The organism is Robertmurraya korlensis NBRC 107688, assembly GCF_001591645.1.
Classification (GTDB): domain Bacteria; phylum Bacillota; class Bacilli; order Bacillales; family Cytobacillaceae; genus Robertmurraya_A.
This window is the reverse complement of the sequence record NZ_BCVH01000001.1, coordinates 779926-804006: the sequence shown is the minus strand read 5'-3', so window position 1 is coordinate 804006 and position 24081 is coordinate 779926. Positions and strand designations below refer to the sequence as shown.

The window sequence follows — 24081 nt, the reverse complement described above, 5'->3', positions numbered from 1 at the left end:
TTTCTTTTTAAAATTCGATCCCTTTTACGGCAGGTATTCCATCCTCATAGTAATGTTTGACCTCTTTCATTTCGGTAACCAGGTCGGCAAGCTCAAGTATTTCTTGTCGTGCCGAACGCCCTGTTATTACAAGATGCATAGCTTCGGGTCGCTCTTTTATGAGTTTGGTGACTTCTTCTATAGGGAGCACATCCTCAATGGGAAACTTTTCGATTGCAAGGGCGTTGTTTAACTCGTCTAGGATGACAAGGTCATATTCGCCGTTGTAAACTTTGTTTTTTGTCAAAGCCCACGCTTTTTGTAACGCTTCTCTATGCTCTTCCGGGGTTTTGGTCCATGTAAAGCCAATTCCCAATTGCTGCATCTCGATCCCTATCTGGTCAAACATGATTTTTTCTCCATACGTCCTGGTAGGTGATTTAATAAATTGAAGAACCAAGACGCGTTTTCCCCGGCCTTTCGCACGAATAGCAAGTCCGAGGGCAGCCGTGGTCTTGCCCTTTCCATTTCCTGTGTAGACGAGAGTTAGCCCACGTTGAGACATATAGTAACCTCCTTTGTGTTAGGGAACCTAATTTGAATGTAGTCCCCCGATTCTACTAATATTCGGATTTTAAGGCTGTCAAATCTGAATTCAGTTACCTCATTCTACTAAAATCTGGATTTCAGGGACGTCAAATCTGAATTTAGTGCCCTCGTTCTCCTAATATCTGGATTTCAAGGGTGTCAAATCTGAATTTAGTGCCCTCGTTCTCCTAATATCTGGACTTTGAGGGCGCTAAATCTGAACATAGTCCCCTGGTTTCCCTAATATCTGGATTCCCAGGGCGTCAAATCTAAATATAGCGCCCTCATTCTCCTAATATCTGGATTTTAAGGGTGCTAAATCTGAACATAGTTCCCTGGTTTCCCTAATATCTGGATTCCCAGGGCACTAAATATTGCCCTGTCCTCTAATTAGATACTAAACCCTCGATCTACTTTCTTTTTCCTTCCGACAAAGTTCCACCCAGTTCTCTACTATTTCTGGGCAGGATCCAAAGTGCAGATGTGTGTAGCCTGCAACTAGATTTCTAGTTAAGAAACCTTCCTTTTTCAACCCACGCATGCCTTTGGTTTGATAAGCTGAAGGTAACTCACTTGAAGGTTGAAAAGTAGAGTAATGAAACTCGTGTCCTTTTGCGTGAAGATTATGTTTAAACAGCATGTTTCCTTCTTCTCCGCTGATTTCCCTGTAACCAAGGGCAGCTAGCTTCTTGTGCATTTGAACGACTCCAGGAATGAGTCCAATCATGGGATAACTTTGACCCTCTGTGGTTCCAATTGCATCAGTTAAATACATAAATCCCCCACACTCTGCTAGGGTTGGCAAACCGTTCTCAATTGCTATTTTTATAGAATACTTGACCTCGTTGAACTGTGATAATTCTTGTACGAACTCCTCTGGGAATCCTCCGCCTATGTATAGCCCATCCACATGCTCTGGTAGACACTCTCCGTTTAATGGGGAAAACTCAACTAGCTCTGCTCCGTATGATTCTAGCATTTCCAGGTTTTCTTGATAATAAAAATTAAAAGCTGCATCTCTGGCAATAGCTATGCGTATATCTTTGGCCTTTTTTATTCCAAGCTGTTCTTCTTGAACCACAATCTCAGGTGCTTGTGCTAAATCATAAAGCTTGTCAACATCAATCGTTTCAAGCACTAAATCTCCTATCTTTTGAAAAAATGGTTCGAGTTCTCCACGTTCGATGGAGGGAATTAATCCAAGATGTCTTTCGGGAATAGATAACTCATCCTCCCTTTTTAAGTAGCCAATCACAGGAATCCCACACTCTTGTTCGACTGCTGCTTTGACTAGTTTGTAATGTCCAACGCTTCCCACTCGGTTGGCAATGACAGCTACGATATTCACGTCATCACTAAAGGTTTGAAACCCTTTTACGATGGCCGCAGCGCTGCGGGCCATACTCGCACAGTTAACGACCAGAACAACAGGACTTTGTGTAATCACACTAATCTCTGCCGTCGTGCCATCATTGGAAGTCGGATTTTTCCCGTCATAAAACCCCATGACTCCCTCGATAATCGAGATATCGGCTCCTTCACTGCCTCGATTAGCGATCTCTTTTACAAGTTCGTGGTTGAGCATCCAGCTATCCAGGTTTCTTGATGGCCTTCCGGTTACAGCTGTATGATAGCTCGGGTCGATGTAATCAGGTCCACACTTAAACCCTTGAACCACCAGCCCTTTTTTCTTAAAAGCTGACATGAGTCCGATGGTTAAGGTCGTTTTCCCGACACCGCTCCCTGTTCCGGCAATGACTAATCTTCTTTTAGACATGTTATGTCCTCCTTTCTTTTAGTAGTGAATTAGAGCAACAGAAATAGTGACATTGCCTGATTTTTTCTTCTCAAGTATGGGTTTCGGTGCTCCAGAGTAGAGCAAGCAAGCGGGTTCACTCACTCCGTACGCTCCTGTAAACTTAAATACCGTATCTGACGGATTAGCGATAGGTACATTGTTTAGCTGTTCAGGAGAATAGGTTACGTATTCCCATCCGTATTGGTCAGTGATCTCTAGTAACCCTTGCTCGTCTTTTTTTAGATCAATGGAGCAGATTGCCTTCACACTTTTTATAGAATAACGAAGCTCAGCCAATGTTTCTTGAATCACTGATTCGATTTCTTCCTTTGATGTCCCTCGATTACAGCCAATGCCTAATGCAATGACCTTGGGGCGGTACAGTACGCCATTATCTAAGATAGCTTGTTCCTCTTTATCTAGGAATCGATGCGTAATCACAAGTGCTGCCTGAGGCTTGGTAACCAAGGCTTCTAAGATACTAGAATACACCTTAATATTTTCTGGGAGTGGCCGATCATATGTCCACCAGCCCTTTTCCCCTGATTCTTGGACTACGGCGACTGTTTCCTCATTTACCACCGATGCGCTTACAGGTGTTAGCTTCTCAGCAGACTCCCACACCCAACCAAATCGTTTTCCGAACAAATCAACAGGAATTGTTCTTTGTACATCAGAGGCAGTGGTAATCACCGGACGAGCTCCTAATATCGCAGCTACTTCCTTTGTTAGCTCATTTGCTCCGCCAATATGCCCTGATAAGACACTAATCACGTGCTCTGCTTTATCATCTATTACGACTACGGCAGGGTCAACCTTTTTATCTACTAAAAGTGGAGCAATCATTCGAACAACTGCCCCTAAGGAGACAATGATGATCAGACCTTTATAAGCTTGAAAAAGAGAAGGAAATAGAAGACGAACGCTTCCGGAAAACATCTGTATTCCACAGTCCTGTTCGTCTCCCTTTTCAAATTTACTCATATAATACAGATCAGCGTTCTGTAGAGAAGGTGCTAGCTTTCTAGCAATCTCGACTCCATGCTTTGTAATGGCAACAATCGCGTATTCTCCAGTTTGATTAATAGAAGCAAATTCTCCTTCTTTTAAAGCAATCATCACGGCTTCACCCCACGTCTAAAGCCATGTGTAAAGCTTTGATCATACAGCTTTGAGCGGTAGTTTTTATCATGTATTTTTTCGTCTAATGCCCAGCCTGCTAGGATCATCGCCTGTTTACGAATCCCGTTTTTACGCATATCATCATCCAAATGTTCAACCGTCGTTCGAACAATTTGTTCATCTGGCCAGGAGGCTTTGTAGACAACAATAACTGGGGTATCCTTGCTCCACCCAGCATCGATAAATTCCTTCATCACTTTCTTAGTTAACGTAGCACTTAAGAAAAGAGCAATCGTACTATGATGACTTGCAAGATCACGAAGTTTTTCAAATTCAGGAACAGGTGTTCTCCCTTCTGCTCTAGTTAAAATGACAGTTTGCGTTAAATCCGGGATAGTTAGTTCTGCCTGGGCCGCAGCTGCCGCAGCAAACACGGAGCTGACTCCAGGAACAATCTCAACTTCAATTCCCGCTTTCTTTAATAGAGTCATTTGCTCCATAATCGCTCCGTATACAGCCGGATCACCTGTGTGAACACGAACCACCTTAAGACCAGCACGAATTCGGTCGACCATGATGTCTACCATTTCATCAAGATGCATTCCAGCTGTTTTCATCACTTCAGCCGTTGGTTTTGATTTATTAATTAACTCTTCGTTCACAAGCGAATCCGCGTATAAAACTACATCTGCCTCTTGTAAAAGCTTTAATCCCTTTACCGTAATTAAATCGGGATCTCCTGGTCCAGCACCAATGATATACAGCTTCATTTTCTCACCACCATTAACGTTAAGTATTCGAGCTCTGCACCGTCAAGGTCAGCTGCGTTCCAAATAATTTCCTCGTCAGACGTAACTTTCGTAACAACAGAAGCTTTATGTAATAAATCCAAATCTCGAAGAACGTGTAACATTACATCAATGACCTTTGCGACTTTGATAAAAATGACACAATCATTTTCTTGAATCACTTTTTTCATGGTTTCATAGTCATCTCTTGCAGGAACAATGGCAATATGGTCGTCACCATCAGCTAAGGCAATTCCTAGCCGGGATGCGGCACCGTTAAAGGATGAAATTCCTGGTACGACTTCAATGGGTACTTCTGGGTGTCGCTCCTGCATAAGGCGCATCATATGAATGAATGTACTATATAAAAGGGGATCTCCTTCTGTTACGAAGGCAACATCCTTTCCTTCCTGAACCTTTTCCCATACTAGTTCTACTGTTTCCGACCACTTTCTATCTAAAATTTCTGGATCCTTGGTCATTGGAAATACAAGACCGAGCATTTCTTTTTCATCTGGTTGAAAATAAACATCGATGATCTTATGTGCGTAGCTTTTGCTGCCTCTTTGTTTTTTCGGGTAAGCAATAACTGGAGACTCCTTTAATCGACGAAAGGCTTTTACCGTAATTAGCTCGGGATCTCCTGGTCCAACTCCTAATCCGTACAATGTTCCTAACATGTTTCTTCTTCCTCTCTTTTGGCAGTAATGATATAAATGGGATTTAACGCATCGAAGCGAGTTAGATCTAAAATAGGTTTGCTTCTAGAAATTTGAGCTAGTGTCACATCTGTACTGAAACCATTCTTTTTAAAAGCAGCCATGGCTTCGGCTAAGTTTTCGATGGTTACTGCGTTTAACACAATTCGACCGTTTTGATTCAGCCTCTCACAGCAAATTCTTAGGATTTCCTCCATCCCACCTGCTGTTCCCCCTATAAATACGGCATCTGGTGAGGGAAACTCCTCTAATTGATCTGGAGCTTTTCCATGTACGACCGTGGCATCGACACGAAATCTTGCTAAATTTTGTCTACAGTTTTCTAAGTCCGCTTCGTTTTTTTCAATGGCAAAAATTTGTCCTTCACGAGCGATTCTTCCTGCTTCTATGGCTACTGATCCGGTACAGGTCCCAATGTCCCACACAATACTATCTGTTTTTAGTTGCAGGGCACTAACGCTTAAGACGCGGACTTCTTTTTTCGTAATCAGTCCTTTATCCGGCTTTCTTTGAATAAATTCTTGGTCATCAATTCCAAAGGACCAGGATGGACCTTTGTTCATTTTTTTCAATATCACCACATTTAGAGGGGAAAACTCCACATCTCTCATATCTTGGAGCTGATACCAAGCGGTTTTTTCATGTTCCCCACCTAAATTTTCTCCAACAAATACCTCGTATTCGGTCATTCCAAAAGACAGGAGATATTCGGCTATTTTATTTGGAGAATTTTCCGCATCCGTGAGAATCGCAACCTTTGACTTTCCATCAATCCGTTGTGCCAAGCCTTTCATCGTTCTCCCATGGACACTCTCCAAATGGGCATCCTGCCAGCGTTCTCCTATTTTTGCAAAGGCTAATTGAATTGAGCTCAAGTAAGGATAAATTTTTAAATCGAGCTTGCTAGAGAGATAGCTTCCGATTCCAAAAAACAAGGGATCTCCAGATGCCAAAATGACTACCTTCTTTGTTTCGTTCTGTAATCTTTCCACTAAGCGCGAAAGGCCGCCTTCAATGGGAAGTGTTTCACCTGTGTAGTCAGGAAAATAAGCTAGCTGCCGACTTCCCCCAACTAATAGCTCACTTTCATAAATCCACTCTTCGTATATCGGAAGAAGACTTTTCTTCCCGTCATCACCAATTCCAATCATTTTAATAGGTTTCATCCTTGTCGCACCGCCTTTCCTAATAAGTCACCTTTTAATGTGTAAATGGTCGTATCCACTTCCAAATCACCATTTACTTCCTTTAATGCTTCTTCACAGCATGAGCCACAAAGTAAGTCAAAAAATTGATGATAACCAGACTCTGACATCATATCCCCGACCTGTGAGGCTGTATTAGCTCCCTTGATTTCATTCACAAGTTCTCCGTGTGCCCCAGCTTGTTCCGCCACTTTAGCCAGAAACCCGAAATTGATGGGAGCACTTTTCGAGTGAACCATCATGACTCCTTGCGCCACTTTGGAAAACTTGCCCATCATTCCAACCATTGAAACCTTTTTTGCCCCTTGCTTTTTGCATTGTTTTAGAGAAAATCCGACGAAGTCTCCCATTTCTACAAATGCTTCTTCCGGTAACTCGGGATACTGCTTCATTGCATATTTTTCACTCCGACCACCCGTAGTGATGACAATTTGTTCGCACCCACTCGCACGGGCCACACTAATCGCTTGAACGATACTAGCTTTATAAGCAGATGTAGAAAAGGGAACGACAATTCCTCTCGTTCCTAAAATCGAAATCCCGCCAAGAATACCTAATCGGCCATTTAATGTTTTTTTTGCAATTTCTTCCCCAGCGGGTACAGAAATAACAATTTTGATTCCTTTTTTCACTCCATAAGTCTGTAATACTTCCTCGGCCACACCGTGAATCATTTTTCGAGGGACAGGATTGATGGCTGCCTCACCAACTGGGACAGGTAGACCAGGTTTCGTTACCCTTCCGACTCCAATCCCTCCATCAAGTACGATTCCCGGTTCATTTGACCATGTGACGGTAGAGATGATTTGTGCTTCATGGGTGGCATCCGGGTCGTCACCGCCATCCTTGATAACAGTAGCTTCCCCTTTGGTGTGGGCAGCTTGGCAGCTCTCAATGGCAAAGGTAACAAAGCGACCAACAGGGAGGAAAATGGTTGACTCTGTTTGTTCCTCCCCGGTGATTAATGCGATGAGTGCCGCCTTCGTTGCAGCTGTGGCACAAGCTCCCGTTGTGTAGCCTTCCCTTAGCTTTTTCTCCTCTTTTACTTGCTCGGCCATCGTTTTATACCTGTTCGGCTAAAATAGATATCGCATTTAAGGCGGCAACAGTAACAGTACTTCCGCCTTTTCTACCGATATTTGTTATAAATGGGACATTGAGCTTTGCAAGCTCTTCCTTTGATTCAGCAGCTGATACGAACCCAACTGGTAAGCCAATGATGAGACCAGGCTTAGCATCTTCTTCTTTAATTAGGCGAATCAGTTCTAACAAAGCGGTTGGCGCATTTCCGATGGCAAAGATTCCACCTTCTGCTTCTTTAATTGCTTTTCTCGTTGCAATAATCGCTCGAGTCGTGTTTAAGCGTTTAGCTTCCTTCATGACGTCAGGGTCAGAAATATATACATTTACTTCCCCACCGAATTTTTCAATTCTTGTTTTGTTTACCCCTGATTGCACCATTTGTACGTCAGCCACAACTTTTTTCCCACTACGAATGGCTTTAATTCCTGCTTCCATTGCTTTTGGATGAAATAAGAGACTTTTTCCTAGTTCAAAATCGGCTGAAGCATGAATCACTCGTTGGACCACGCGATATTGTTCTGGAGTGTAATGATGCTCTCCAACTTCATCGTCGATCATTTGAAAGCTAATGCCTTCAATTTCTTCTGGTTGAACGGTTAATGGTTTAAACTCTGTTTTAAAGTCCATGTATTCCTTCTCCTTTTTTTAATAAATTTATAATTGGTGGGAACTCTGAAAAGCTTACGCCGTAGTCCATTTTAGGTCTCGCGATCATAATAATTTCGATGCCTAACTCCTTGGCTGCCTCTACTTTTTCATCGACTGATCCCACCTTACCACTTTCTTTTGTGATCATGACGGTGACTCCATATTGTTTATAAAGTGCTTGATCAAAATCTTTAGAGAAGGGTCCTTGGATGGCGATAATGTTCTTTTGTGGAAACCCAAGCTGCTCGCATTTCTCCATATTATCTAGTCGGGGAAGCATTCGGGCTATAAGACGAATATCCGGTTTGTCTAGTAATTCCTCTGTAAACACTTGAAGGGTCTTGCTTCCGGTCGTTAACATGACAACGCCTTGTTTGGTTGCGGCTATTTTCGCTGCTTCCTTGTAGGATGAAACAACCGTTAACTTTTCGTAATCAAACGATTGTGACTCTCGTTCGTAACGAATATATGGAAGACCTAGTTGTTTCGCCGCTTCCATGGCATTTTTTGAAGCTTCCTCAGCAAATGGATGGCTGGCGTCGACCACTATAGTAGCTCTATGTTCTTGAATAAGTCGGATCATTTCATCAACAGGTAGTCGACCAACATGGACGGGAATTCCCGCCTTAGTCATTTCCGCTGCGGCATTTTCTGTTACTACTGTTGTAAGGAGTTGATGGCCTTCATTTTTAATATCGAGTGCAAGAGCTCTAGCATCGCTTGTTCCTGCTAACATGAAAATCACTTAGTATTCCCTGCCTTTACCTCATCGTGATGGTGGTGATGATGCTCATGGTCATGATGGTGATGATGGTGGTGGTCGTGGTGATGACCGTGATCATGGTCGTGTTCGTGATGGTGATGATGATCGATAAACTCCATTGCATTGATGCGGTATTGGCATGTATCACAGTTCATTTTCACATCACCTTGAAGTGCTTCTTCTGCTCGGTCTAATAAAATCGTTTGTAATTTAGGATGAAATCCAAAATACCCAGCGAGTTGGAATTCAATATCTGGGTAACTTTGTTGAAACTCACTAACTAGCTCTTCTAGTCTTTTAATTAAGATTCCTGTGAAAAGAAAATATGGTAAAATCACTACTTTCTTTGCTCCAAGCTTGATACATCGTTCAATTCCTGCGTTCACTAGAGGATCAGTAACCCCCATAAAAGCTGGTTCAACGATCGTATACTTGGTTTTTTCCCATAGCAATCTCCCAATCTTATATAAATCACTATTGGCGTCTGGATCACTTCCCCCTCGTCCTAGGAGGAGGATGGCTGTATTGTCAGAAGGCAAGTCGAGGTCTTCTCCTGCCTCTATTAATCTTGTTTGTAGAATGTTTAGAGCCTCTTCATGAATTCCGATCGGTCTTCCGTATGTAAACGAAACATGCGGATATTTTTCCTTTGCTTCGTCAATCGCACCAGGGATGTGAATTTTGGAGTGTCCCGCTTGAAGGAGCATAATCGGGATCACTGCGATATCCGTAGCACCTTTTTCTACACACAAGTCAATACCCTGTCCAACGGTTGGTCTCTCGAACTCTAGAAAACATGTTTCAACGAGGATGGATTCATCTACATTTGGTCTTAAGTTCTGAATAAATTCCCGGATTTGATCATTGCCTTCGTGGTCTCTGCTGCCGTGTCCAACAAAAAGTATAGCTTTCATATTTTCCCCCTTGAATAGTATGTTTTTTGACTTTTTATGGCTGGCTTTTTTCATTTAATTGTTTTCGTAATTTGATGAAGAACGTTATCTCAGGTAAATCTCTCCATAACGTCCTTCATAAGCCGGATGAAGAACGTTTGCTCAAGTAAATCGCTTCATAACGTCTTTCATAACCCGGATGAAGAACGTTTGCCCAAGTAAATCGCTCCGTAACGTCTTTCATAAGCCGGATGAAGAACGTTTGCTCAAGTAAATTGCTCCGTAACGTCTTTTATAAGCTGGATGAAGAACGTTTGCTCAAGTAAATTGCTCCGTAACGTCATTCATAAATAGTAAGCCCGAGTACAGCTTCCTTAATCCCCGCAAGGTGCAAGCTCTATTTTTAACGAAGGGGACACATCCTGAAATTCAAAGCCGCAAACGTTTTTCACCCGCTTAAAGAATTTATGGAAACGCTCATTTGGGTGGCCTTTTTCTTTGTATTCCTGAACGATTCTATCCACGAGTTCGACGATTTCATCTGGAGAAATCCCTTCTGCGACAATTTGTCCGGAGTGTGCGTTTCTGCCAATGGTTTTTCCACCTAAAAATAAATCAAAGGCTCCTTTACGAAAGACGATGCCGATATCTTCGCGAACGGCACCAAAACATGCCATCCCGCATCCGTTAAAGCCGATTTTCATTTCCTTAGGCAGTTCCATTCCTCCAAGTCTAGCTTGCAACGACTCTGCATAAGGAATGGAATCCTTCTTTTCTCCTTCACAGAAGTCACATGCCTTTAGAGTCAACACATCACCAACAGGGGCAAGAAGAAAACCTACCTTCTCAAGCTCAGCCACCACCTGATCTGGATTTGTGGTTGGGACTTGAAGTTTAATATGATGGTCTTGTGTGTATTCCATGCTTCCGTCTTCTCCAACAATTTCCGCCAGTGTCATCATTTGTTTTGGGGTGAATTTTTTATTTGCAACACCAGGACTTACCGAAACCTCAAAGATGGATTGAATCGGTTGTTGAATGTACTCTGTCTGTTTGGTATTCTCACCTAAAATCAGCTGTAATGCTTCATCGGCTATGGCTCTAGATGAGGTATTCGTCACCTGCTCGAGTGCCCATGGCTCTGCTTCTTTTTTCAAGCGTTGATGGGGCTTCAATGGTTGTTCCTTTTGGCTTAATGTATACTTTCGCTGATATCCTCTTGGGGTAATCATTAAGTCATCATAGTAAAACGTAGATGAGTTTCCAATCAGGACGGTTGTTAACATCCCTATTTCATGGTTCATCATGTCTTCTAATGTGGTACGCGTTATGCTTTGGCGATCACGATACGCACTTTTTACGAGCCCTACAGGTGTTTCCGGCGAGCGGTATTTTAGTAAAATCCGTTGCGCTTCAACAATTTGTCTGGTTCTTCTTCCACTCATTGGGTTATATAAGGCAATCACAAAGTCTGCTTGTGCGGCTGCTTCAATTCGTTGTTCAATTAAGCTCCACGGAGTAAGATGATCACTTAAACTAATCGTACAGGCATCATGCATGACAGGGGCACCTAATAGGGAAGCGCATGAATTAATCGCTGATATCCCTGGAATTACTTCGACCTCAACACCTGTATCTTGCTTCCAGCCCTTTTCAACCAATACTTCGTAAACGAGGCCAGCCATTCCGTACACTCCTGCATCCCCACTGGAGATGACAGCCACTTTTTTTCCGAGTTCTGCTTGTCTTACGGCCTCTTGAGCTCGGCTTACTTCTTCGGTCATGCCTGTACTAATAATTTCTTGTCCATTTAATAGTCCTTCAATCAGGTCTACATAGGTTTTGTAGCCGATGATCATATCACTTTCTTGAAGAGCTGTTCTTGCACGTTTCGTTATATGCTCCTCACTTCCGGGACCAAAACCAATAACTAACAGTTTTCCTTTCAATTACGCTCCTCCTTTCACTAATTCCACCATCATAAAAATCCCTAATCCTAAGCTATAGGCACCTGTTACCGAACCTAAGAGTAAGAACAGCCTGTCTTTCACTCTTGCTTTCATAAATCCCCAAGACAGACAAAACGTTATGCCAATTGTTGCGATGAGCAAACCAATGACGAATAGGGTCAGTTGCAGGAGTGCCACAGTGATATTATCAAGCCCCACCGCATTTGAAATAATCGCGATTTGCGTCGGGCTTTCTACACCAATTCCGTGAAGAATTCCAATAATTAATGCTCCAATTGCCCCGAGTTTTGCAGGTGAAAAATGAGTGTTTTTAGTATCAGATTTCAGCCTATTTGCCATGTTAGTGAAAAATTCAATGACAATCCTTATTCGACTCTTATACTCGTAATCTTTCTTTTGTTGAAAAATAGACCAGATAATAAACATACCCAGGACAATAAGGGTAAAGCTTACGAGAATTTCTAGAATTTGTTTGGTTGTGTCAGGAAGCTGTAAACCAATATAGATAAAGAGAACACCAATGACCATAACGATCATTCCATGACCAAGGGCATACATCACTCCTAGAGTGAGTTGTCTCTTCTTTCGTTGTTCACTCCCGACCATGTCAGCAATGGCTGCTACATGATCGCCGTCCATTCCATGCCTCATTCCAATAAAAACAGCAAGCAGGGCAAACATGATAAGTTCCATTGGTTATACCTCTTCTTTTACCTTTTTTGAAATCCCCTCAATGCTATCTGAGGTTTCGGGAGCCACGAAGCCCTCCTGTTCGTATGTATAGATTACAGAATCTTCTAGTATGTTACCTTGCCCGATATGACTTCGGACGATCTCGCGTCCCATTTCTTCTGTAAGAGCCTTATACCAGGTTCCTTCTGGATAAACAATGGTCACACAGGCATCCTTGCATCGCCCATTACATCTAGTTCTTGTCGTATGAACAACATCATCTAACCCCAACTGTGTAATTTCATCACGAATCGCTTGCGTTACTTCTTCTCCCCCTTTTCTCATACAACTGCTTCCGTTACAAATCAAGATGTGCTGCTTGGTTCCTTGTAAATTCCAAGTCGTCATCTGTTCCACTCCCCTTATTTTTTAAAATAAAAAAGCACCCCTACAAATAGAGGTGCATAAGAACATACGGAAGGTACATTTTTCTACACATCTACCTATAGTCCCGTAGGTAAGTGACACACTTAATCGGCAGGTCTCCTGGCTTTGGTTCATAGCTATCGTTACGTCTTCCCGATTTTACTCAGTGACAAATTGTAACAAAGCTCCCCATTACAGTGGCGGGTACCGCGACGGTTTTTCACCGTGCTTCCCTTTTAAGCAAAAGCCTTATGATTGCTTTTACACCCATCAAGTAAACTATGAAGTTGACACTTAAATGTATTTCTGTTCGTCCGTATATATGAGCAATTCCACAAAAAAATCCGCTCGAAGGAATGAGCGGATGAAACGAAAGCAGGAAAAGACAAATGAAAATTACGTCAATTCTTACCATCGAAACACCTTCTCTATCCCCGGAGAAACTGAAACGTATAAAATTAAGATAGGTCTCCTGACTTATGCTTCTTCCTACTTTAAGACCTTCCCGTATTCATACGACAAACGAATGCATACAGTGGTATTCTTATTTCGTCCACACTTACAGTTGCGGGTACAGCTCTGGATTTGCACCAGATTCCCTATTAAGCCTCATAAGGCATCTTAATCTACTGGAAAACTATTCATTTAAGCTAGATTCTATATTAGATGAATATTTCTTATTTTTCAACTACTTAAATTTTGAACATGACAGAATTACCTATTGAAACGGAATCCACATGGCATGCCAACCATTAGACGTTTTTATTAATTTAAATTCATACACATGCTCTTCATTAGGTAATTGAAATGATACCATTGCTCGATTGTCTCCTGTTTGGATTACCTTAAATTTTCTTACTTGATCAAGCTTTTTCATAAAAGAATCATTTTGTGAAATGGCCTCTTGTGTCATGTTTTCTTTTTTAAATTGCTCAACAGAGATAGAATGAGAGTCTAGTTCATGAAAATAATAAAGAGTGTCAAAATCTTGACCCGCTTTTGTGTACATATACATAGCAAATATCTCAAAAGCACTCATATCTTTTAAAATACTACTTTCTTTCGTATCATGAAGCTTTATTACCAAATCAGTTAGCTCTTGGTCAAGTTGAAGCACGGAATGTATTAAATGAATTTCTCCTTCTGCTTTGACAAATCTCTCTATCGTTTTTTGTTCTTTATCTGTGTCTGTATATACAAACTCGACGTCCGTTCCGTCTTGGATGCTAGATAGTTGAGAGATTGCTTGATCTGTCAGTTGAAACGCTGTTGGAACTCCATCGATACTAATTTCAATGGAATGCGGATCCATTTGACCTACATAAGTTCCTTTTCCTTCTAGATCTAACGGTTGTTGTTCTAAATGAACATCCTTTTTCTGTATATAAATATCCTTTGTTTTTAAAGATGCATTACCTGTTTTCGATGTTGTGTCCTCTACTCCACACCCAGTAAGCAGACTAAGTAAAAACATTGAGCCAATCACACTCTTCACTGTAGCCATTTTTCTATCCCCTTTATGTCTATTTCAATATAGACGGAGAGGACTGGAATATGTTACATATTTTACAAAAAAACACTACCCATATAGGATAGTGTCTAGTGGTTAGACTGAAATTTTTCCAGGTTCTTCTATTGGTTTCACGACGGAAGCTTTTCGTACGAAAAGAAAATAAGAGAGAAAAGCTAGAAAGCTAGCTCCAAAAATAATCGCTCCCATCGGAATGGCTGAATTTTCACCAGCAATCCCAACAAGTGGTGACGAGATGGAGCCTAGAATAAAGGGTAATAAGCCTAATAACGCTGATGCACTACCAGCAATATGGCCTTGAGACTCCATGGCTAGTGAAAACGATGTGGTTCCAATAATCCCGATAGATGCGACGAAGAAGAATATAGGAATAACAACCGCGATTAGGGGAGCCTTTAATAATAACGCAACAAGAAGTACCGCTCCAGCTAGATTGGACATGGTCAGACCAATTATTAAAAAGGTTTTCTCTGAGATTACATCTACGAATTTCCCTACTGCCTGACTCCCGAGAATTAAGCCAATCCCATTCAATCCAAATAATAAACTAAATACTTGTGGAGAAACACCATAAATATTTTGATACACAAATGGTGTACCAGAAACATAAGCAAAAATTCCAGCGACAATAAAACCTTGTGTAAAGGCATATCCAGTAAACTGTCGATCTTTTAATAATGTCCCGAAGTTGCTAAAGGTTTGACCTATATTACTAGGAACACGCTTTTCCGTAGGTAGCGATTCTTCCAGCTTTGAAAATACTGTAAAAAATAGAACTAGGCCAACAACACTTAAAACGATAAAAACTCCTGTCCAGTTCGTAAATGCCAAGATCGTCCCCCCAACAACAGGGGCAATAATCGGACCTAAGTTGCTTACTAATGTTAATAACGCAAAAAACTTTGTTAGTTCTCTTCCACTAAACTTATCGCGAACCACTGCTCTCGAAATAACGATTCCACCTGCTGCCGAAAATCCTTGTAAGAAACGAGCAGCTATAAAAAAGTATATATTTGGAGCAAACGCACAAATGGCAGAGGCCACTAAATACATAATTAGAAAGATTAGCAATGGTTTTTTTCGACCCTGCACATCGCTCATCGGGCCAATAATTAATTGCCCTACACCCAACCCTAATAAACACGACGTTAAACTAATTTGTACGAAGGATGCCGTTGTACCAAACTCTTTTACAATTGTCGGAAAAGAAGGCAAATACATATCAATGGTAAACGGACCTAAGATCGCCAGAGATCCTAGAAGCAATGCCAGCTGTAAACGCTTTGTACCTGTTAAATTGTTCAAGTTCCTCTCGCCTTTCCTAAAAAATAAAGACTCATAATTTCCTAAGTTTGTAACTTTACCATTCTATAACATCACATCGGTAAAGTAAATTGTTTCGGCACTTGAAATATATAAATTTTTACTGTAATTATTCAATAAGAATTTGTATGCGATTTCACAAGGGATGAAGGACTAATTGTTACCATGTAGCCAGCAAGACAGAGATAACTTCTCTGGAATACTTACTAAAAAAATTGACGGACCAGATAAAAAAAGACTAAATTTTCTTAAAGTCTCAAATTCAGAGTATTTTTAACATTGCGAGAGGGATGGTACCAATGAAAGAACAGTCTGTTTCAAATGAGTTTACTAAAGAAGGTGCCTTTAAAAGGCAAGTCAATCGATTTACCACTCCTTTTGGTAACGAACCAGGTGAGCTTCCAATCGAGGCCAACCGATATCGCCTGCTATGGTCTCAAGCGTGTCCATGGGCACATCGCTCGGTCATTGTTCGTAGTGTACTTGGGTTGGAACATGTAATCAGTTTAGGGACCGTTAGTCCTTTGCGCCCCCAGCTCCCTCATGTGGATTGGGAATTTTCTCTTGATCAGGATGGTGTGGATCCGGTTCTAGGTATCCGCTACATGAGTGAAATCTATAAAAAAACCGATCCAAATTATACCGGGCGACCAACTGTTCCTGTCATAATAGACGTGAAGTAGGATCTGGTCGTTAACAATGATTATTTTAAACTAACCAATTACCTGGAAAAGGAGTGGGTTCCCTTTCATAAAGATAATGCCCCCCTTCTATATCCTGAACATCTTCGAAATGAAATCGACAAGTTAAATGAAACTATTTTCCATGATATCAATAATGGAGTTTACAAGTGTGGGTTTGCACAATCACAAGATGCATATGAAGAAGCTTATGAAACGTTATTTGCTCGGCTTGATGAGTTTGAAGAGCGTTTATCGACTAACCGTTTTTTATTAGGGGAATACATTACCGATTCAGATGTACGTCTTTATGCAACTTTGGTCAGGTTTGATGTTGCTTACTACAACAAATTTAATACCAATCGTCAGCTTATCAGCCAATATAAGCATTTATGGGGCTATGCTAGAGATTTATATCAAACCCCTGGTTTTGGTGATACTACTGACTTTGACGCGATTAAAAAACATTATCATACGTCCATAACCATTGATCCAACCAATACGTCAGTCAAAATATTGCCGAAGGGACCTAATTTATCTGGTTGGAACAGTGAGCACCATCGTCATGTTCTAAGTAATCAATCTGACAAATTTCTGAGAAAGATGGAGGTATAAAAATTATGATGATACGTGAAGCAAAAGAAATAGAAATTCCTTTAATACGTGAACAACGTGTAAAGGCATATGCGGAACATGCTAAAAAAATACCAAGTGCACATTGGGAGGCACTTAAAAGTGCAATCTCTTCGGATGCAGACAGTCAGCCAGGTGTTGAACTACTAGTTGCAGAAATAGCCGGGAAAATCGTAGGAAGCGTTGCCCTTTTTCCTGCTAAAATGGATGCGTATGAGGGAATGGTTGGCGAAATGGACCATCCTGAAATTCGGGTACTTGCAGTTGAGGAAGAATACAGAGGAAGAGGGATTGCTTTTGCATTAATAAAGGAATGCATTCAACGAGCTAAAGCTAAGGGCTATCAGGCCGTTGGGTTACATACAGGGGAATTTATGACTAATGCGATCAAGCTATACGAAAACATTGGCTTTGAACGTCTCCCTCAGTTTGATTTTGAACCTGCTAATGATGGAATCATAGTGAAAGCCTTTCGTCTATCCATTTAGCGTAAAAATAGGATACGTCCTTTCTTGGACGATCCTATTTTTATCGGTTAAATTAGCTCTACTATTCTTTCATATGTCTCTCTAAACACATCTACGTCTGGATCCACTCCTTTTTTCTTAACTACATTAAAATTAGATAAATCAAAATGATAAGTTGGTACTACATCATGTCTTGATAGACAGTTTTTTGTACAGGCTAGCGGACATCCATCAATAGCAATGATTTCCCTCCCTGATTTAGCCGTTTTCACTAGTGGTTTTACATCTCCTCCGACCCCTGCAATACAAGACATTTCAGCAATGTCCTCTCGGTCCATTTTGATAGCGATTAAATTTGCGGTTTGGGCTGCGGAAGAACAGCCAGAACATGAGTAAACCAATGGCAAATGTGTTCTTTTCATTTGAAATCCCCCTTACAGTTTATTTTTCAAACTGTTCTGATTTTTATTTACTGTAAAGGTTTGGAACAAGGAAATCTGTGAAGAATGTTACTTTTCTAACATTTATCTTCCCTGATCCTCATTCGGTAATTCCCAGGCATCTTTTTCTGTTAACTTGCCTCTTTATAAAGCATTCTTTCTTTTCTACGGTAAATAAATTTTGATAGGCTTATTCCTAGCTCAAATAGCGAGATTAATGGAAGAAAAACAATAATCGTGGAAATAAAGTCTGGCGGTGTAACTAGTGTTGAAAGAATCATTAAGATGACGTAGGCTACTTTCCTCGTTTTTGTCAACATAATAGGATTAATTATGCCAAGACGAGTCAGTAGCATGATAAGAATCGGCATCTCAAATAAAAAACCAATAGGTAGTGTTAAGTTTAATAGAAACTTAAAATATTTTTCGGCTGTGTACATCGTATGTAAATGGTCGCCTGCTAAATTGGTCAAAAACGTTAGGACGCTGGGGAATAGAATAAAATAGCCAAAAGACAGTCCCATGACGAAAAAGAGAATCAAGACTGGCATAAATAAAAACAACGCTTTTTTTTCGGTGGCTTGGAGTCCAGGACTAACAAATCTCCAACCATGATATACAGCCACTGGTGTGGTAAAAACAAGTGCGAATGAACCTGCTATAACGAAATAAATCCACATTATATCACTCGGCCCTAAAACAGTTAACTGTTGTTCAGCCGAGTGGACTACCCAATCATAGATTCGATCCACAAAAATAAAACCTGAAAATAAAAGAACAACAAATGACACTAGTACATAGATGAGTCTTTTTCTAAATTCTTCCGCATGCTCGATTAGAGGCATCTTATATTCTTCCATCATTCTACACCCCTTTTAAAGATAAGAAGATGCAAACAAAGTTTACATCTTCTCCCTGTAATTAATTCTTCAATTCTTTCACTTTTTCTTCTTCCGAATCACCCGTTACTAATTCTCTTGTTGAATTTTTAAATTCTGTTAATGTTCTACCAAAAGCACGCCCAATTTCCGGTAGCTTTGAGGGACCGAATATAACGAGTGCAATCACCAGAATTAAGATTAAACCTGGTACTCCGATATTTTGTAGCATAGGATTTCCCCCTTCTTATTTATAAGCAACAAACGCTTCGATTTCAATTAACCAATCAGAGTTTACAAGACTGTCTACTCCAACGGTCGAACGTGCTGTTTTTACAGGATTTTCTTCCGTGTTAAAGAATTTGGCGTAGGCATTAAAGAAACCTTGATAGTCTTGTTTATTTCCTTTATTTGCGTCGGGCGTAATGTATACTCGTAAATAGGTAACATCCTTTAGAGATAAACCTTTTGCTTCTAATTGGGACTTTAGGTTATTAAAAATCCCAATGGCCTGTGTTTCCGTATCTCCATATCTTTCATAAATCGTCGTTCCATTTTTGTTTAATACAGGCGGGACGGTTCCACTAATCCATAGTTGATTATATTGTTTGGGTATGGAAACAGAGCTTGAAATAGATGAAGTAGGAGTACCAAAGAAGGTGACGTTATCTGTTTTCAAATCTGCTTTTTCCGAACCAGCAAATGCATAAGCACCCACCATTAAGCTTGTCCCAAATACAACAGAGGCCACTAGTTTTTTCGCTTTTGATTTATTCATAGTAACAGCTCCTTTAGTCATTTGATCAACCTACTTTCACTTTTGTATTAGTTTCTTTTAATGTACGTTCATGTATTTGGGTAACGGCAATTCTAGCAGACTCAAAAGCTCCTGACATCCAGCCTGTCATATAGCTTAAATGTTCTCCAGCAAGATAAATACGACCTTGAGGTTCGTTAAGAGTTGGGTAGTAGTTTTTTAAATCGGAAGCCGAATAAGAAGCCCAACCGCCTTCGTTGTATTTGATTTTATGCCACGCGACAGAGAAGGAGTTTTCAAACTCACTCGTATACGACTTATGTATTTTTGCCCCTTGAGCTAAGGCGTGCTTTTCTCGTTGAGCAATAGACATATTTCCTAGATTCACTGCTGCTTGTCCGAAGTTATAGTATCCAATGACCACTCCTTTTTTAGATAAATATCCGTATGATGGATACCAAATTTGGTTAATATCCATATTTGTTGTAGTCATGCCACCCATGATTCGGTCCTCTGTTTCCCAGAAACGGTTTTTAAATTGAAATGCGATTTTACCTGTTGTTGCATAATTGATGCTCTTGATAGCATTATTCATTTCAGGGGTAAAATCTGCTGGGATGTTTTTCAATACCGATAGGGGTATTGTGCAAATGCAATAATCACCCGTCATTTCTTTTGTTTTGCCTTTAATCGTATATACTACACGAGTACCATCAGCCGTTTGTCTTATCTCCTGGATCTCTGCTCCAAAGGTAATCTTTCCAGGTAACTTTGCTTCAAGCGCTTTCGGAATACTATCCATTCCCCCTACTGGCTGAAACATTAACATCTGCTGATCAAAGGAATATTCAGAACTAAAGTAGTTCATCATTCCGGATTCGAGTATATGGTTAAACTTGTGAGGAGCACCGATTGTTCCTGGTTTCAGGCCAGCGCCCGGGAGCTCAGTGTACCCTCGATAGCTTGATCCTGTGTATTTTTTACTAGAATTCAACGCTCCATCTCGGGTTAAATAGGCTGTTAATCTTTCAATATCTTGAGACGTTAGGTTTTCATCGAGTGATGTTTGGTTCGCAGCCTTTGTAAGAAGCTCGGCGACATATCCACGAGTATCTGCCTTGATTTCTCTTTTTCTTATCTTCGTATTTGAAAGTGGACCCGCATTTTCCTGATAATAATAGGCTGCTTCGTTCGCATTTGTAAAAACTTCTAACTCTACTCCGAGTTCACGACAATAATCAATGGTCACATGGTGCTGAGGAATCCGAGCAGGACCTGCATTCATATATTGTCCCTTCTCAAATTTAGCTACCTGCTTCACACCATTTATTTCTGTTTCTTCCGTTCCACCTCGTACCGTCCAGTTTCTACCTCCTGTTCGGTCACGTGCTTCGAGGATATGAACATCATAGCCCGCCTTACTTAATTCATAGGCTGAGGCAAGTCCTGCAATCCCAGCTCCAAGAATCACAACTTTCTTTCCAATTTTGTTCGCCATAACTAAATCACTCTTTTTTGGAGCGTTGAATGATGAGGCACTAGCAAACATAGATCCTCCTAGTAAACCTAAGGAATCCATTGCTCCATAGACGGCAACAGCTCCACCAACTTTACCTACTTGGTTTAAGAAATCTCTTCTGGTCACTACCTTGTCTAGCTTTCCCGTCATATTATCGACTCCCTTCAGGTTTTCACTACAGAGCCATTGTAAATCTTATAATTCAGAAAATAAAGACAACTTGTTAGGTATACTAACATGGTTTTCTACTAAAATACTAAAATTGGTAATATAGACCTTTTATCTATTTTTAAAAGATGAGTCAAAATGAATCTCTCTTATGACTGTAAGCCCAAACATTTTTGAGGGTATTTCAGGAGAATAGAAGTATACGTGGAGAAAGAATTACTTCCCTAGTATAAAAAAAAGAATGAGCATCAGTCTCATTCGTCAGTCATTCTTATTTCTTCTGTTGTTTGTATAAATCCATGGTTTTATAGCCTTGTGAAAGGACCTCTATCATTTCTCCCCGTCGTTTATCCTTTGTTTGTTGCTGTTTGGCAGAGAATATGTATCTCGCCCAGTCTTTTTTATATCCCGGAGTTAAGCTTTGGTAAAACGCAAGCTCATTCGGTGTGTCTGCTAATAATGCCTCTACATCTTTAATATTGTCCTCATAATCAGCTACACATTGACTGGCAGCTGGTGTCTTTTTTACCTTCTTTTTCTCACACTTTAAACCGACGACTGTGAACACATCGTCCATACTTACCATTCGCCCGAATTTAATATCACTTTCGCTAATATAGCCGTCCTTCCCTACACTCATCGCAGGAAAGATATCGTCTCTATGTACATAGGTGCTATATCGTTTATTCCCCTTTTTCGGGTATGCGAAAAAAAGGTAGCCTTTTTCAAGTAATAAGTGGTCGTTAATGATTTGTTGTGTATGCGTGACCATTTCATTCAGCGTTTCAATAAAGATAAATATCGCATCATGGTCATTGGTTAATGAGGTTTGGTATCCTGAAAATATAGCATAATCACTGGGCTGGTTAATGACAGCCATGTGTGAATACTTATCAAGTTTTAATTTTTCAATGATTGACATAGTTAACTCCCTGCTCCTTCAACCAAGTATATTTATTTATTTTATCAATAGTTATTAAAAATTTAAAATCATAATCAGTTATATCATCAAATTTCGAAGTAGATTTCTATTAATAGGAGGTTTTTCACTTGATTATCTTTTCATTACACACTACAATCAGTAGTGGATGGTGATAAGCTTGTCGATTAAACGATTTAAGTACAATGAAGAAGGACTTTCTCGATTTTTTGGTCCTTTAGAAGCAAGAATCATGGAGCTTTTTTGGGAAAGTGAGCAAGAGGAATTTAGTATTAAAGAAGTACAGAAAGCCCTTGATTCTGAAAAAAGCATCAACTTTAATACCGTTATGACTGTTATGAATCGGCTCGTTGAAAAAGGTGTACTTAAAAAACGAGCTAGTGGTCGGATGTCCCTATTCAGTCCTATTCAATCAAAAGTGGAGTTTTTTGATGAACAGTCAAAAAAACTAACTGAAAATTTACTCGATGAATTTGGTGGAGTTGTGATTAGTCACATGATTGATTCCCTCACAGACGTGGATGAGACATTGTTAGATAAACTTGAACAAAAAATCCAACAACTAAAAAAGGATAAGTTATAATGTGGTGGAAAAAGAAATCACTTTACTTACTTTTATTAAGCCTTGGGTTAGCAACGATTATTTGGGTTCAGATGGGAATGTTTCTTACCCATTTGCTGTTTGGAACACAGTTAAAAATGAACTTCTTTAAATTTTGCTTAAGCTTATTTATGGAGGATTCCTTCTACTATTTTTTAGTTATTTTACTAATTAACACACTTCTTACCTATATTTTTTTAGTAACCTTACTAAAGATAGTAAAACAATTGATCCTGACTCAAACATTTTCAAAACGATTGTTAGCAGGCAGGGACGATGAATTAACGGCTTTTATTACTAGTAAGTATGGGCACGAAGGCAAATTGATTGTTATCAAGAGTAACTCCGTACTTGCATTCACCATGGGATATATTAAACCCACTATTGTTCTATCAACAGCTATGATCCAAATCCTTGAAGAAAATGAGTTAAGGGCTGTTATTGAGCACGAGACCTTCCATAAAAATAACCATGATCCTTTAAAGATTTTTATGCTAGAGTTGATCGCTCATTCATTGTGGTTTATCCCGGTAACGAAGTGGTGTCAACAAAACTATAGTATCATTAGTGAAATACTTGCTGATGAGTACGCAGTAAGAAAAATGGGTTCGGAATTAGAGCTTAGCACGGCTTTAATCAAGCTGATAAAATATCATGTTTCGTTAAAAGCCTCACCCACTTTGGTTCATTTTTCTGGTGGGTCCATTAACTTCAGGCTTCAGCAATTAGTTGAACCAAGTCAATCGATACCCATCAAACTAACAATAAAAAACATCTTCATATCTATTCATGTGTTACTTTTTTTCATAGGCATGGTGTTGCTCACTGTTGCCTAATATTTTTTGGGGTTTCGCACTACATTATGTAGTTTAACTTATATGAGAGGAGAATGATCAATGAACAAACATGAAATGGGGGCCCTACTACTAAGGGTTGTGTTAGGAATTACCTTCTTTGTCCATGGATTAGCGAAAATACAAGGAGGAATAGAAAATACAGCTGGATGGTTTGCAAGTATGGGATTGCCAGGATTGCTCGCTTACGTTGTTACAGGAATTGAGCTTATTGGTGGCGTTGCCTTAATCGTTGGGTTAGGCACCAAAATCGTATCCGCACTACTTGGATTGATCATGTTAGGTGCCATCTTAAAAGTAAAAATTGGTGCAGGCTTTATGGGAGGATATGAATTAGACGTAGTTATACTTGCTATCACTGTCTTTTTAGCCATAAACGGTAGTTCTATGTTCAGTTTAGATTCCAAAATTCCTACGAAGGAAACCCAAGCTCAAATATAAGACAAGGTAAAGGTGTTAAATGAAAACGAAACTAGTATTTATTTTATTAGCCACCCTCCTTCTTCTAACCGCTTGCGGACAGAAGAAAATGGATGGAACTCTTAAATTGGTTGACCAAAATAACAAGGAAATCACTTTCCCACAGGATAAACCAGCTGTATTCTTTTTTATTACCACCTATACCTGAACACACTG

The 24081-nt window shown here is 40.2% G+C and carries 28 protein-coding genes and 2 riboswitches; of the genes, 7 read left to right on the top strand and 21 right to left on the bottom strand.

Going from position 1 to position 24081, the window contains the following annotated elements; all coding sequences use genetic code 11:
* Window positions 1–7 precede the first annotated feature (7 nt).
* The 15 genes from cobO to BKO01S_RS03965 form a co-directional block, all read right to left on the bottom strand.
* The gene (cobO, locus tag BKO01S_RS04035) at window positions 8–544 is read right to left on the bottom strand and encodes a cob(I)yrinic acid a,c-diamide adenosyltransferase (RefSeq protein ID WP_066048973.1); all 537 of its coding nucleotides are present in this window, start codon (window positions 542–544) and stop codon (window positions 8–10) included.
* A 420-nt stretch (window positions 545–964) separates the two neighbouring features.
* A complete protein-coding gene (locus BKO01S_RS04030; protein WP_066048969.1) occupies window positions 965–2344 on the bottom strand; it encodes a cobyrinic acid a,c-diamide synthase CobB in 1380 nt (459 codons plus the stop codon).
* Window positions 2345–2362: 18 nt separating this feature from the next.
* Window positions 2363–3484 (bottom strand): cobalt-precorrin 5A hydrolase, encoded by a 1122-nt coding sequence (locus BKO01S_RS04025; protein WP_066048966.1) that lies wholly within the window; start codon window positions 3482–3484, stop codon window positions 2363–2365.
* Window positions 3484–4257, bottom strand: coding sequence for a precorrin-4 C(11)-methyltransferase (cobM, locus tag BKO01S_RS04020; RefSeq protein ID WP_066048963.1), 774 nt, complete (start codon window positions 4255–4257; stop codon window positions 3484–3486). The genes BKO01S_RS04025 and cobM overlap by 1 nt, the downstream gene beginning before the upstream one ends.
* Window positions 4254–4955, bottom strand: coding sequence for a precorrin-2 C(20)-methyltransferase (gene cobI, locus BKO01S_RS04015; protein ID WP_066048961.1), 702 nt, complete (start codon window positions 4953–4955; stop codon window positions 4254–4256). The genes cobM and cobI overlap by 4 nt, the downstream gene beginning before the upstream one ends.
* A complete protein-coding gene (locus tag BKO01S_RS04010; RefSeq protein ID WP_066048958.1) occupies window positions 4949–6160 on the bottom strand; it encodes a bifunctional cobalt-precorrin-7 (C(5))-methyltransferase/cobalt-precorrin-6B (C(15))-methyltransferase in 1212 nt (403 codons plus the stop codon). The genes cobI and BKO01S_RS04010 overlap by 7 nt, the downstream gene beginning before the upstream one ends.
* Window positions 6157–7257 carry a cobalt-precorrin-5B (C(1))-methyltransferase gene (locus BKO01S_RS04005; protein ID WP_066048955.1) on the bottom strand — a complete coding sequence of 367 codons (1101 nt, stop codon included), beginning with the start codon at window positions 7255–7257 and terminating at the stop codon, window positions 6157–6159. Before BKO01S_RS04005 ends, BKO01S_RS04010 begins: the two co-directional genes overlap by 4 nt.
* A 4-nt stretch (window positions 7258–7261) precedes the next feature.
* Complete coding sequence (locus tag BKO01S_RS04000; protein ID WP_066048952.1) at window positions 7262–7909, bottom strand: precorrin-8X methylmutase; 648 nt, start codon at window positions 7907–7909, stop codon at window positions 7262–7264.
* On the bottom strand, window positions 7899–8675 hold the full coding sequence (gene cobK / locus BKO01S_RS03995) for a precorrin-6A reductase (protein ID WP_066048951.1): 777 nt from the start codon (window positions 8673–8675) through the stop codon (window positions 7899–7901). Before cobK ends, BKO01S_RS04000 begins: the two co-directional genes overlap by 11 nt.
* A complete protein-coding gene (locus BKO01S_RS03990) occupies window positions 8672–9607 on the bottom strand; it encodes a sirohydrochlorin chelatase (RefSeq protein ID WP_066048947.1) in 936 nt (311 codons plus the stop codon). The genes cobK and BKO01S_RS03990 overlap by 4 nt, the downstream gene beginning before the upstream one ends.
* 353 nt (window positions 9608–9960) lie before the next feature.
* Entirely contained in the window at window positions 9961–11535 is a 1575-nt protein-coding gene (gene cobJ / locus BKO01S_RS03985) for a precorrin-3B C(17)-methyltransferase (RefSeq protein ID WP_066048944.1), read from the bottom strand.
* A complete protein-coding gene (locus tag BKO01S_RS03980) occupies window positions 11536–12249 on the bottom strand; it encodes a HoxN/HupN/NixA family nickel/cobalt transporter (protein WP_066048941.1) in 714 nt (237 codons plus the stop codon).
* A 3-nt stretch (window positions 12250–12252) separates the two neighbouring features.
* Window positions 12253–12636, bottom strand: coding sequence for a (2Fe-2S) ferredoxin domain-containing protein (locus BKO01S_RS03975; protein ID WP_066048938.1), 384 nt, complete (start codon window positions 12634–12636; stop codon window positions 12253–12255).
* Window positions 12637–12747: 111 nt separating this feature from the next.
* A riboswitch (cobalamin riboswitch) is annotated at window positions 12748–12940 on the bottom strand.
* A gap of 159 nt (window positions 12941–13099) precedes the next feature.
* A riboswitch (cobalamin riboswitch) is annotated at window positions 13100–13293 on the bottom strand.
* A 79-nt stretch (window positions 13294–13372) separates the two neighbouring features.
* The gene (locus tag BKO01S_RS03970) at window positions 13373–14158 is read right to left on the bottom strand and encodes a LytA/YqiH family protein (RefSeq protein WP_066048935.1); all 786 of its coding nucleotides are present in this window, start codon (window positions 14156–14158) and stop codon (window positions 13373–13375) included.
* A 102-nt stretch (window positions 14159–14260) separates the two neighbouring features.
* Window positions 14261–15490 (bottom strand): multidrug effflux MFS transporter, encoded by a 1230-nt coding sequence (locus BKO01S_RS03965; protein ID WP_066048931.1) that lies wholly within the window; start codon window positions 15488–15490, stop codon window positions 14261–14263.
* A 317-nt stretch (window positions 15491–15807) separates the two neighbouring features.
* Between BKO01S_RS03965 and BKO01S_RS25150 the strand changes: the two genes are divergently transcribed.
* Genes BKO01S_RS25150 through BKO01S_RS03955 form a run of 3 tightly spaced genes read left to right on the top strand, consistent with a single transcriptional unit; the run spans window position 15808 to window position 17309 of the window.
* A complete protein-coding gene (locus tag BKO01S_RS25150) occupies window positions 15808–16191 on the top strand; it encodes a glutathione S-transferase family protein (RefSeq protein WP_369690975.1) in 384 nt (127 codons plus the stop codon).
* Window positions 16192–16194: 3 nt separating this feature from the next.
* On the top strand, window positions 16195–16803 hold the full coding sequence (locus tag BKO01S_RS25145) for a glutathione S-transferase C-terminal domain-containing protein (RefSeq protein ID WP_369690984.1): 609 nt from the start codon (window positions 16195–16197) through the stop codon (window positions 16801–16803).
* A gap of 5 nt (window positions 16804–16808) precedes the next feature.
* A complete protein-coding gene (locus BKO01S_RS03955) occupies window positions 16809–17309 on the top strand; it encodes a GNAT family N-acetyltransferase (RefSeq protein WP_066048929.1) in 501 nt (166 codons plus the stop codon).
* A 47-nt stretch (window positions 17310–17356) separates the two neighbouring features.
* Here BKO01S_RS03955 and BKO01S_RS03950 read toward each other — a convergent pair whose 3' ends face one another.
* The 6 genes from BKO01S_RS03950 to BKO01S_RS03925 form a co-directional block, all read right to left on the bottom strand.
* A complete protein-coding gene (locus tag BKO01S_RS03950; protein WP_066048926.1) occupies window positions 17357–17710 on the bottom strand; it encodes a putative zinc-binding protein in 354 nt (117 codons plus the stop codon).
* A gap of 149 nt (window positions 17711–17859) precedes the next feature.
* Window positions 17860–18588, bottom strand: coding sequence for a twin-arginine translocase subunit TatC (tatC, locus tag BKO01S_RS03945; protein WP_066048925.1), 729 nt, complete (start codon window positions 18586–18588; stop codon window positions 17860–17862).
* A 61-nt stretch (window positions 18589–18649) separates the two neighbouring features.
* Entirely contained in the window at window positions 18650–18838 is a 189-nt protein-coding gene (locus BKO01S_RS03940; RefSeq protein ID WP_066048924.1) for a twin-arginine translocase TatA/TatE family subunit, read from the bottom strand.
* Window positions 18839–18853: 15 nt separating this feature from the next.
* On the bottom strand, window positions 18854–19384 hold the full coding sequence (locus tag BKO01S_RS03935; RefSeq protein ID WP_066048921.1) for a Rid family hydrolase: 531 nt from the start codon (window positions 19382–19384) through the stop codon (window positions 18854–18856).
* 25 nt (window positions 19385–19409) lie between these two features.
* Window positions 19410–21032: a flavin monoamine oxidase family protein gene (locus BKO01S_RS03930; protein WP_157077282.1), complete on the bottom strand. Its 1623-nt coding sequence runs from the start codon at window positions 21030–21032 to the stop codon at window positions 19410–19412.
* Window positions 21033–21321: 289 nt separating this feature from the next.
* Window positions 21322–21972, bottom strand: a complete 651-nt coding sequence (locus BKO01S_RS03925) for a YdeI/OmpD-associated family protein (RefSeq protein ID WP_066048918.1) — start codon at window positions 21970–21972, stop codon at window positions 21322–21324.
* Window positions 21973–22150: 178 nt separating this feature from the next.
* Here BKO01S_RS03925 and BKO01S_RS03920 point away from each other — a divergent pair, with 178 nt between their 5' ends.
* Genes BKO01S_RS03920 through BKO01S_RS24570 form a run of 4 tightly spaced genes read left to right on the top strand, consistent with a single transcriptional unit; the run spans window position 22151 to window position 24073 of the window.
* Window positions 22151–22573 (top strand): BlaI/MecI/CopY family transcriptional regulator, encoded by a 423-nt coding sequence (locus BKO01S_RS03920; protein ID WP_066048915.1) that lies wholly within the window; start codon window positions 22151–22153, stop codon window positions 22571–22573.
* Window positions 22573–23427 (top strand): M56 family metallopeptidase, encoded by an 855-nt coding sequence (locus BKO01S_RS03915; protein ID WP_066048912.1) that lies wholly within the window; start codon window positions 22573–22575, stop codon window positions 23425–23427. Before BKO01S_RS03920 ends, BKO01S_RS03915 begins: the two co-directional genes overlap by 1 nt.
* Window positions 23428–23487: 60 nt before the next feature.
* On the top strand, window positions 23488–23886 hold the full coding sequence (locus tag BKO01S_RS03910) for a DoxX family protein (RefSeq protein ID WP_066048908.1): 399 nt from the start codon (window positions 23488–23490) through the stop codon (window positions 23884–23886).
* 19 nt (window positions 23887–23905) lie between these two features.
* The gene (locus tag BKO01S_RS24570) at window positions 23906–24073 is read left to right on the top strand and encodes a lipoprotein (RefSeq protein WP_198158758.1); all 168 of its coding nucleotides are present in this window, start codon (window positions 23906–23908) and stop codon (window positions 24071–24073) included.
* Window positions 24074–24081 lie beyond the last annotated feature (8 nt).

Excerpts from the sequence above, each read along its gene's own strand:
- BKO01S_RS04030 (WP_066048969.1), bottom strand. The coding sequence starts at position 2,344 with ATGTCTAAAAGAAGATTAGTCATTGCCGGAACAGGGAGCGGTGTCGGG.
- BKO01S_RS03910 (WP_066048908.1), top strand. The coding sequence starts at position 23,488 with ATGAACAAACATGAAATGGGGGCCCTACTACTAAGGGTTGTGTTAGGA.
- cobO (WP_066048973.1), bottom strand. The coding sequence starts at position 544 with ATGTCTCAACGTGGGCTAACTCTCGTCTACACAGGAAATGGAAAGGGC.
- cobI (WP_066048961.1), bottom strand. The coding sequence starts at position 4,955 with ATGTTAGGAACATTGTACGGATTAGGAGTTGGACCAGGAGATCCCGAG.
- BKO01S_RS03925 (WP_066048918.1), bottom strand. The coding sequence starts at position 21,972 with ATGTCAATCATTGAAAAATTAAAACTTGATAAGTATTCACACATGGCT.
- cobM (WP_066048963.1), bottom strand. The coding sequence starts at position 4,257 with ATGAAGCTGTATATCATTGGTGCTGGACCAGGAGATCCCGATTTAATT.
- BKO01S_RS03940 (WP_066048924.1), bottom strand. The coding sequence starts at position 18,838 with ATGCTACAAAATATCGGAGTACCAGGTTTAATCTTAATTCTGGTGATT.
- BKO01S_RS03930 (WP_157077282.1), bottom strand. The coding sequence starts at position 21,032 with ATGACGGGAAAGCTAGACAAGGTAGTGACCAGAAGAGATTTCTTAAAC.
- BKO01S_RS03915 (WP_066048912.1), top strand. The coding sequence starts at position 22,573 with ATGTGGTGGAAAAAGAAATCACTTTACTTACTTTTATTAAGCCTTGGG.
- BKO01S_RS03975 (WP_066048938.1), bottom strand. The coding sequence starts at position 12,636 with ATGACGACTTGGAATTTACAAGGAACCAAGCAGCACATCTTGATTTGT.
- BKO01S_RS03950 (WP_066048926.1), bottom strand. The coding sequence starts at position 17,710 with ATGAAAAGAACACATTTGCCATTGGTTTACTCATGTTCTGGCTGTTCT.
- BKO01S_RS04000 (WP_066048952.1), bottom strand. The coding sequence starts at position 7,909 with ATGGACTTTAAAACAGAGTTTAAACCATTAACCGTTCAACCAGAAGAA.
- BKO01S_RS03935 (WP_066048921.1), bottom strand. The coding sequence starts at position 19,384 with ATGAATAAATCAAAAGCGAAAAAACTAGTGGCCTCTGTTGTATTTGGG.
- tatC (WP_066048925.1), bottom strand. The coding sequence starts at position 18,588 with ATGGAAGAATATAAGATGCCTCTAATCGAGCATGCGGAAGAATTTAGA.
- BKO01S_RS03990 (WP_066048947.1), bottom strand. The coding sequence starts at position 9,607 with ATGAAAGCTATACTTTTTGTTGGACACGGCAGCAGAGACCACGAAGGC.
- BKO01S_RS03980 (WP_066048941.1), bottom strand. The coding sequence starts at position 12,249 with ATGGAACTTATCATGTTTGCCCTGCTTGCTGTTTTTATTGGAATGAGG.
- BKO01S_RS04010 (WP_066048958.1), bottom strand. The coding sequence starts at position 6,160 with ATGAAACCTATTAAAATGATTGGAATTGGTGATGACGGGAAGAAAAGT.
- BKO01S_RS25150 (WP_369690975.1), top strand. The coding sequence starts at position 15,808 with ATGAAAGAACAGTCTGTTTCAAATGAGTTTACTAAAGAAGGTGCCTTT.
- BKO01S_RS03955 (WP_066048929.1), top strand. The coding sequence starts at position 16,809 with ATGATGATACGTGAAGCAAAAGAAATAGAAATTCCTTTAATACGTGAA.
- BKO01S_RS24570 (WP_198158758.1), top strand. The coding sequence starts at position 23,906 with ATGAAAACGAAACTAGTATTTATTTTATTAGCCACCCTCCTTCTTCTA.
- BKO01S_RS04005 (WP_066048955.1), bottom strand. The coding sequence starts at position 7,257 with ATGGCCGAGCAAGTAAAAGAGGAGAAAAAGCTAAGGGAAGGCTACACA.
- BKO01S_RS03970 (WP_066048935.1), bottom strand. The coding sequence starts at position 14,158 with ATGGCTACAGTGAAGAGTGTGATTGGCTCAATGTTTTTACTTAGTCTG.
- BKO01S_RS04025 (WP_066048966.1), bottom strand. The coding sequence starts at position 3,484 with ATGATTGCTTTAAAAGAAGGAGAATTTGCTTCTATTAATCAAACTGGA.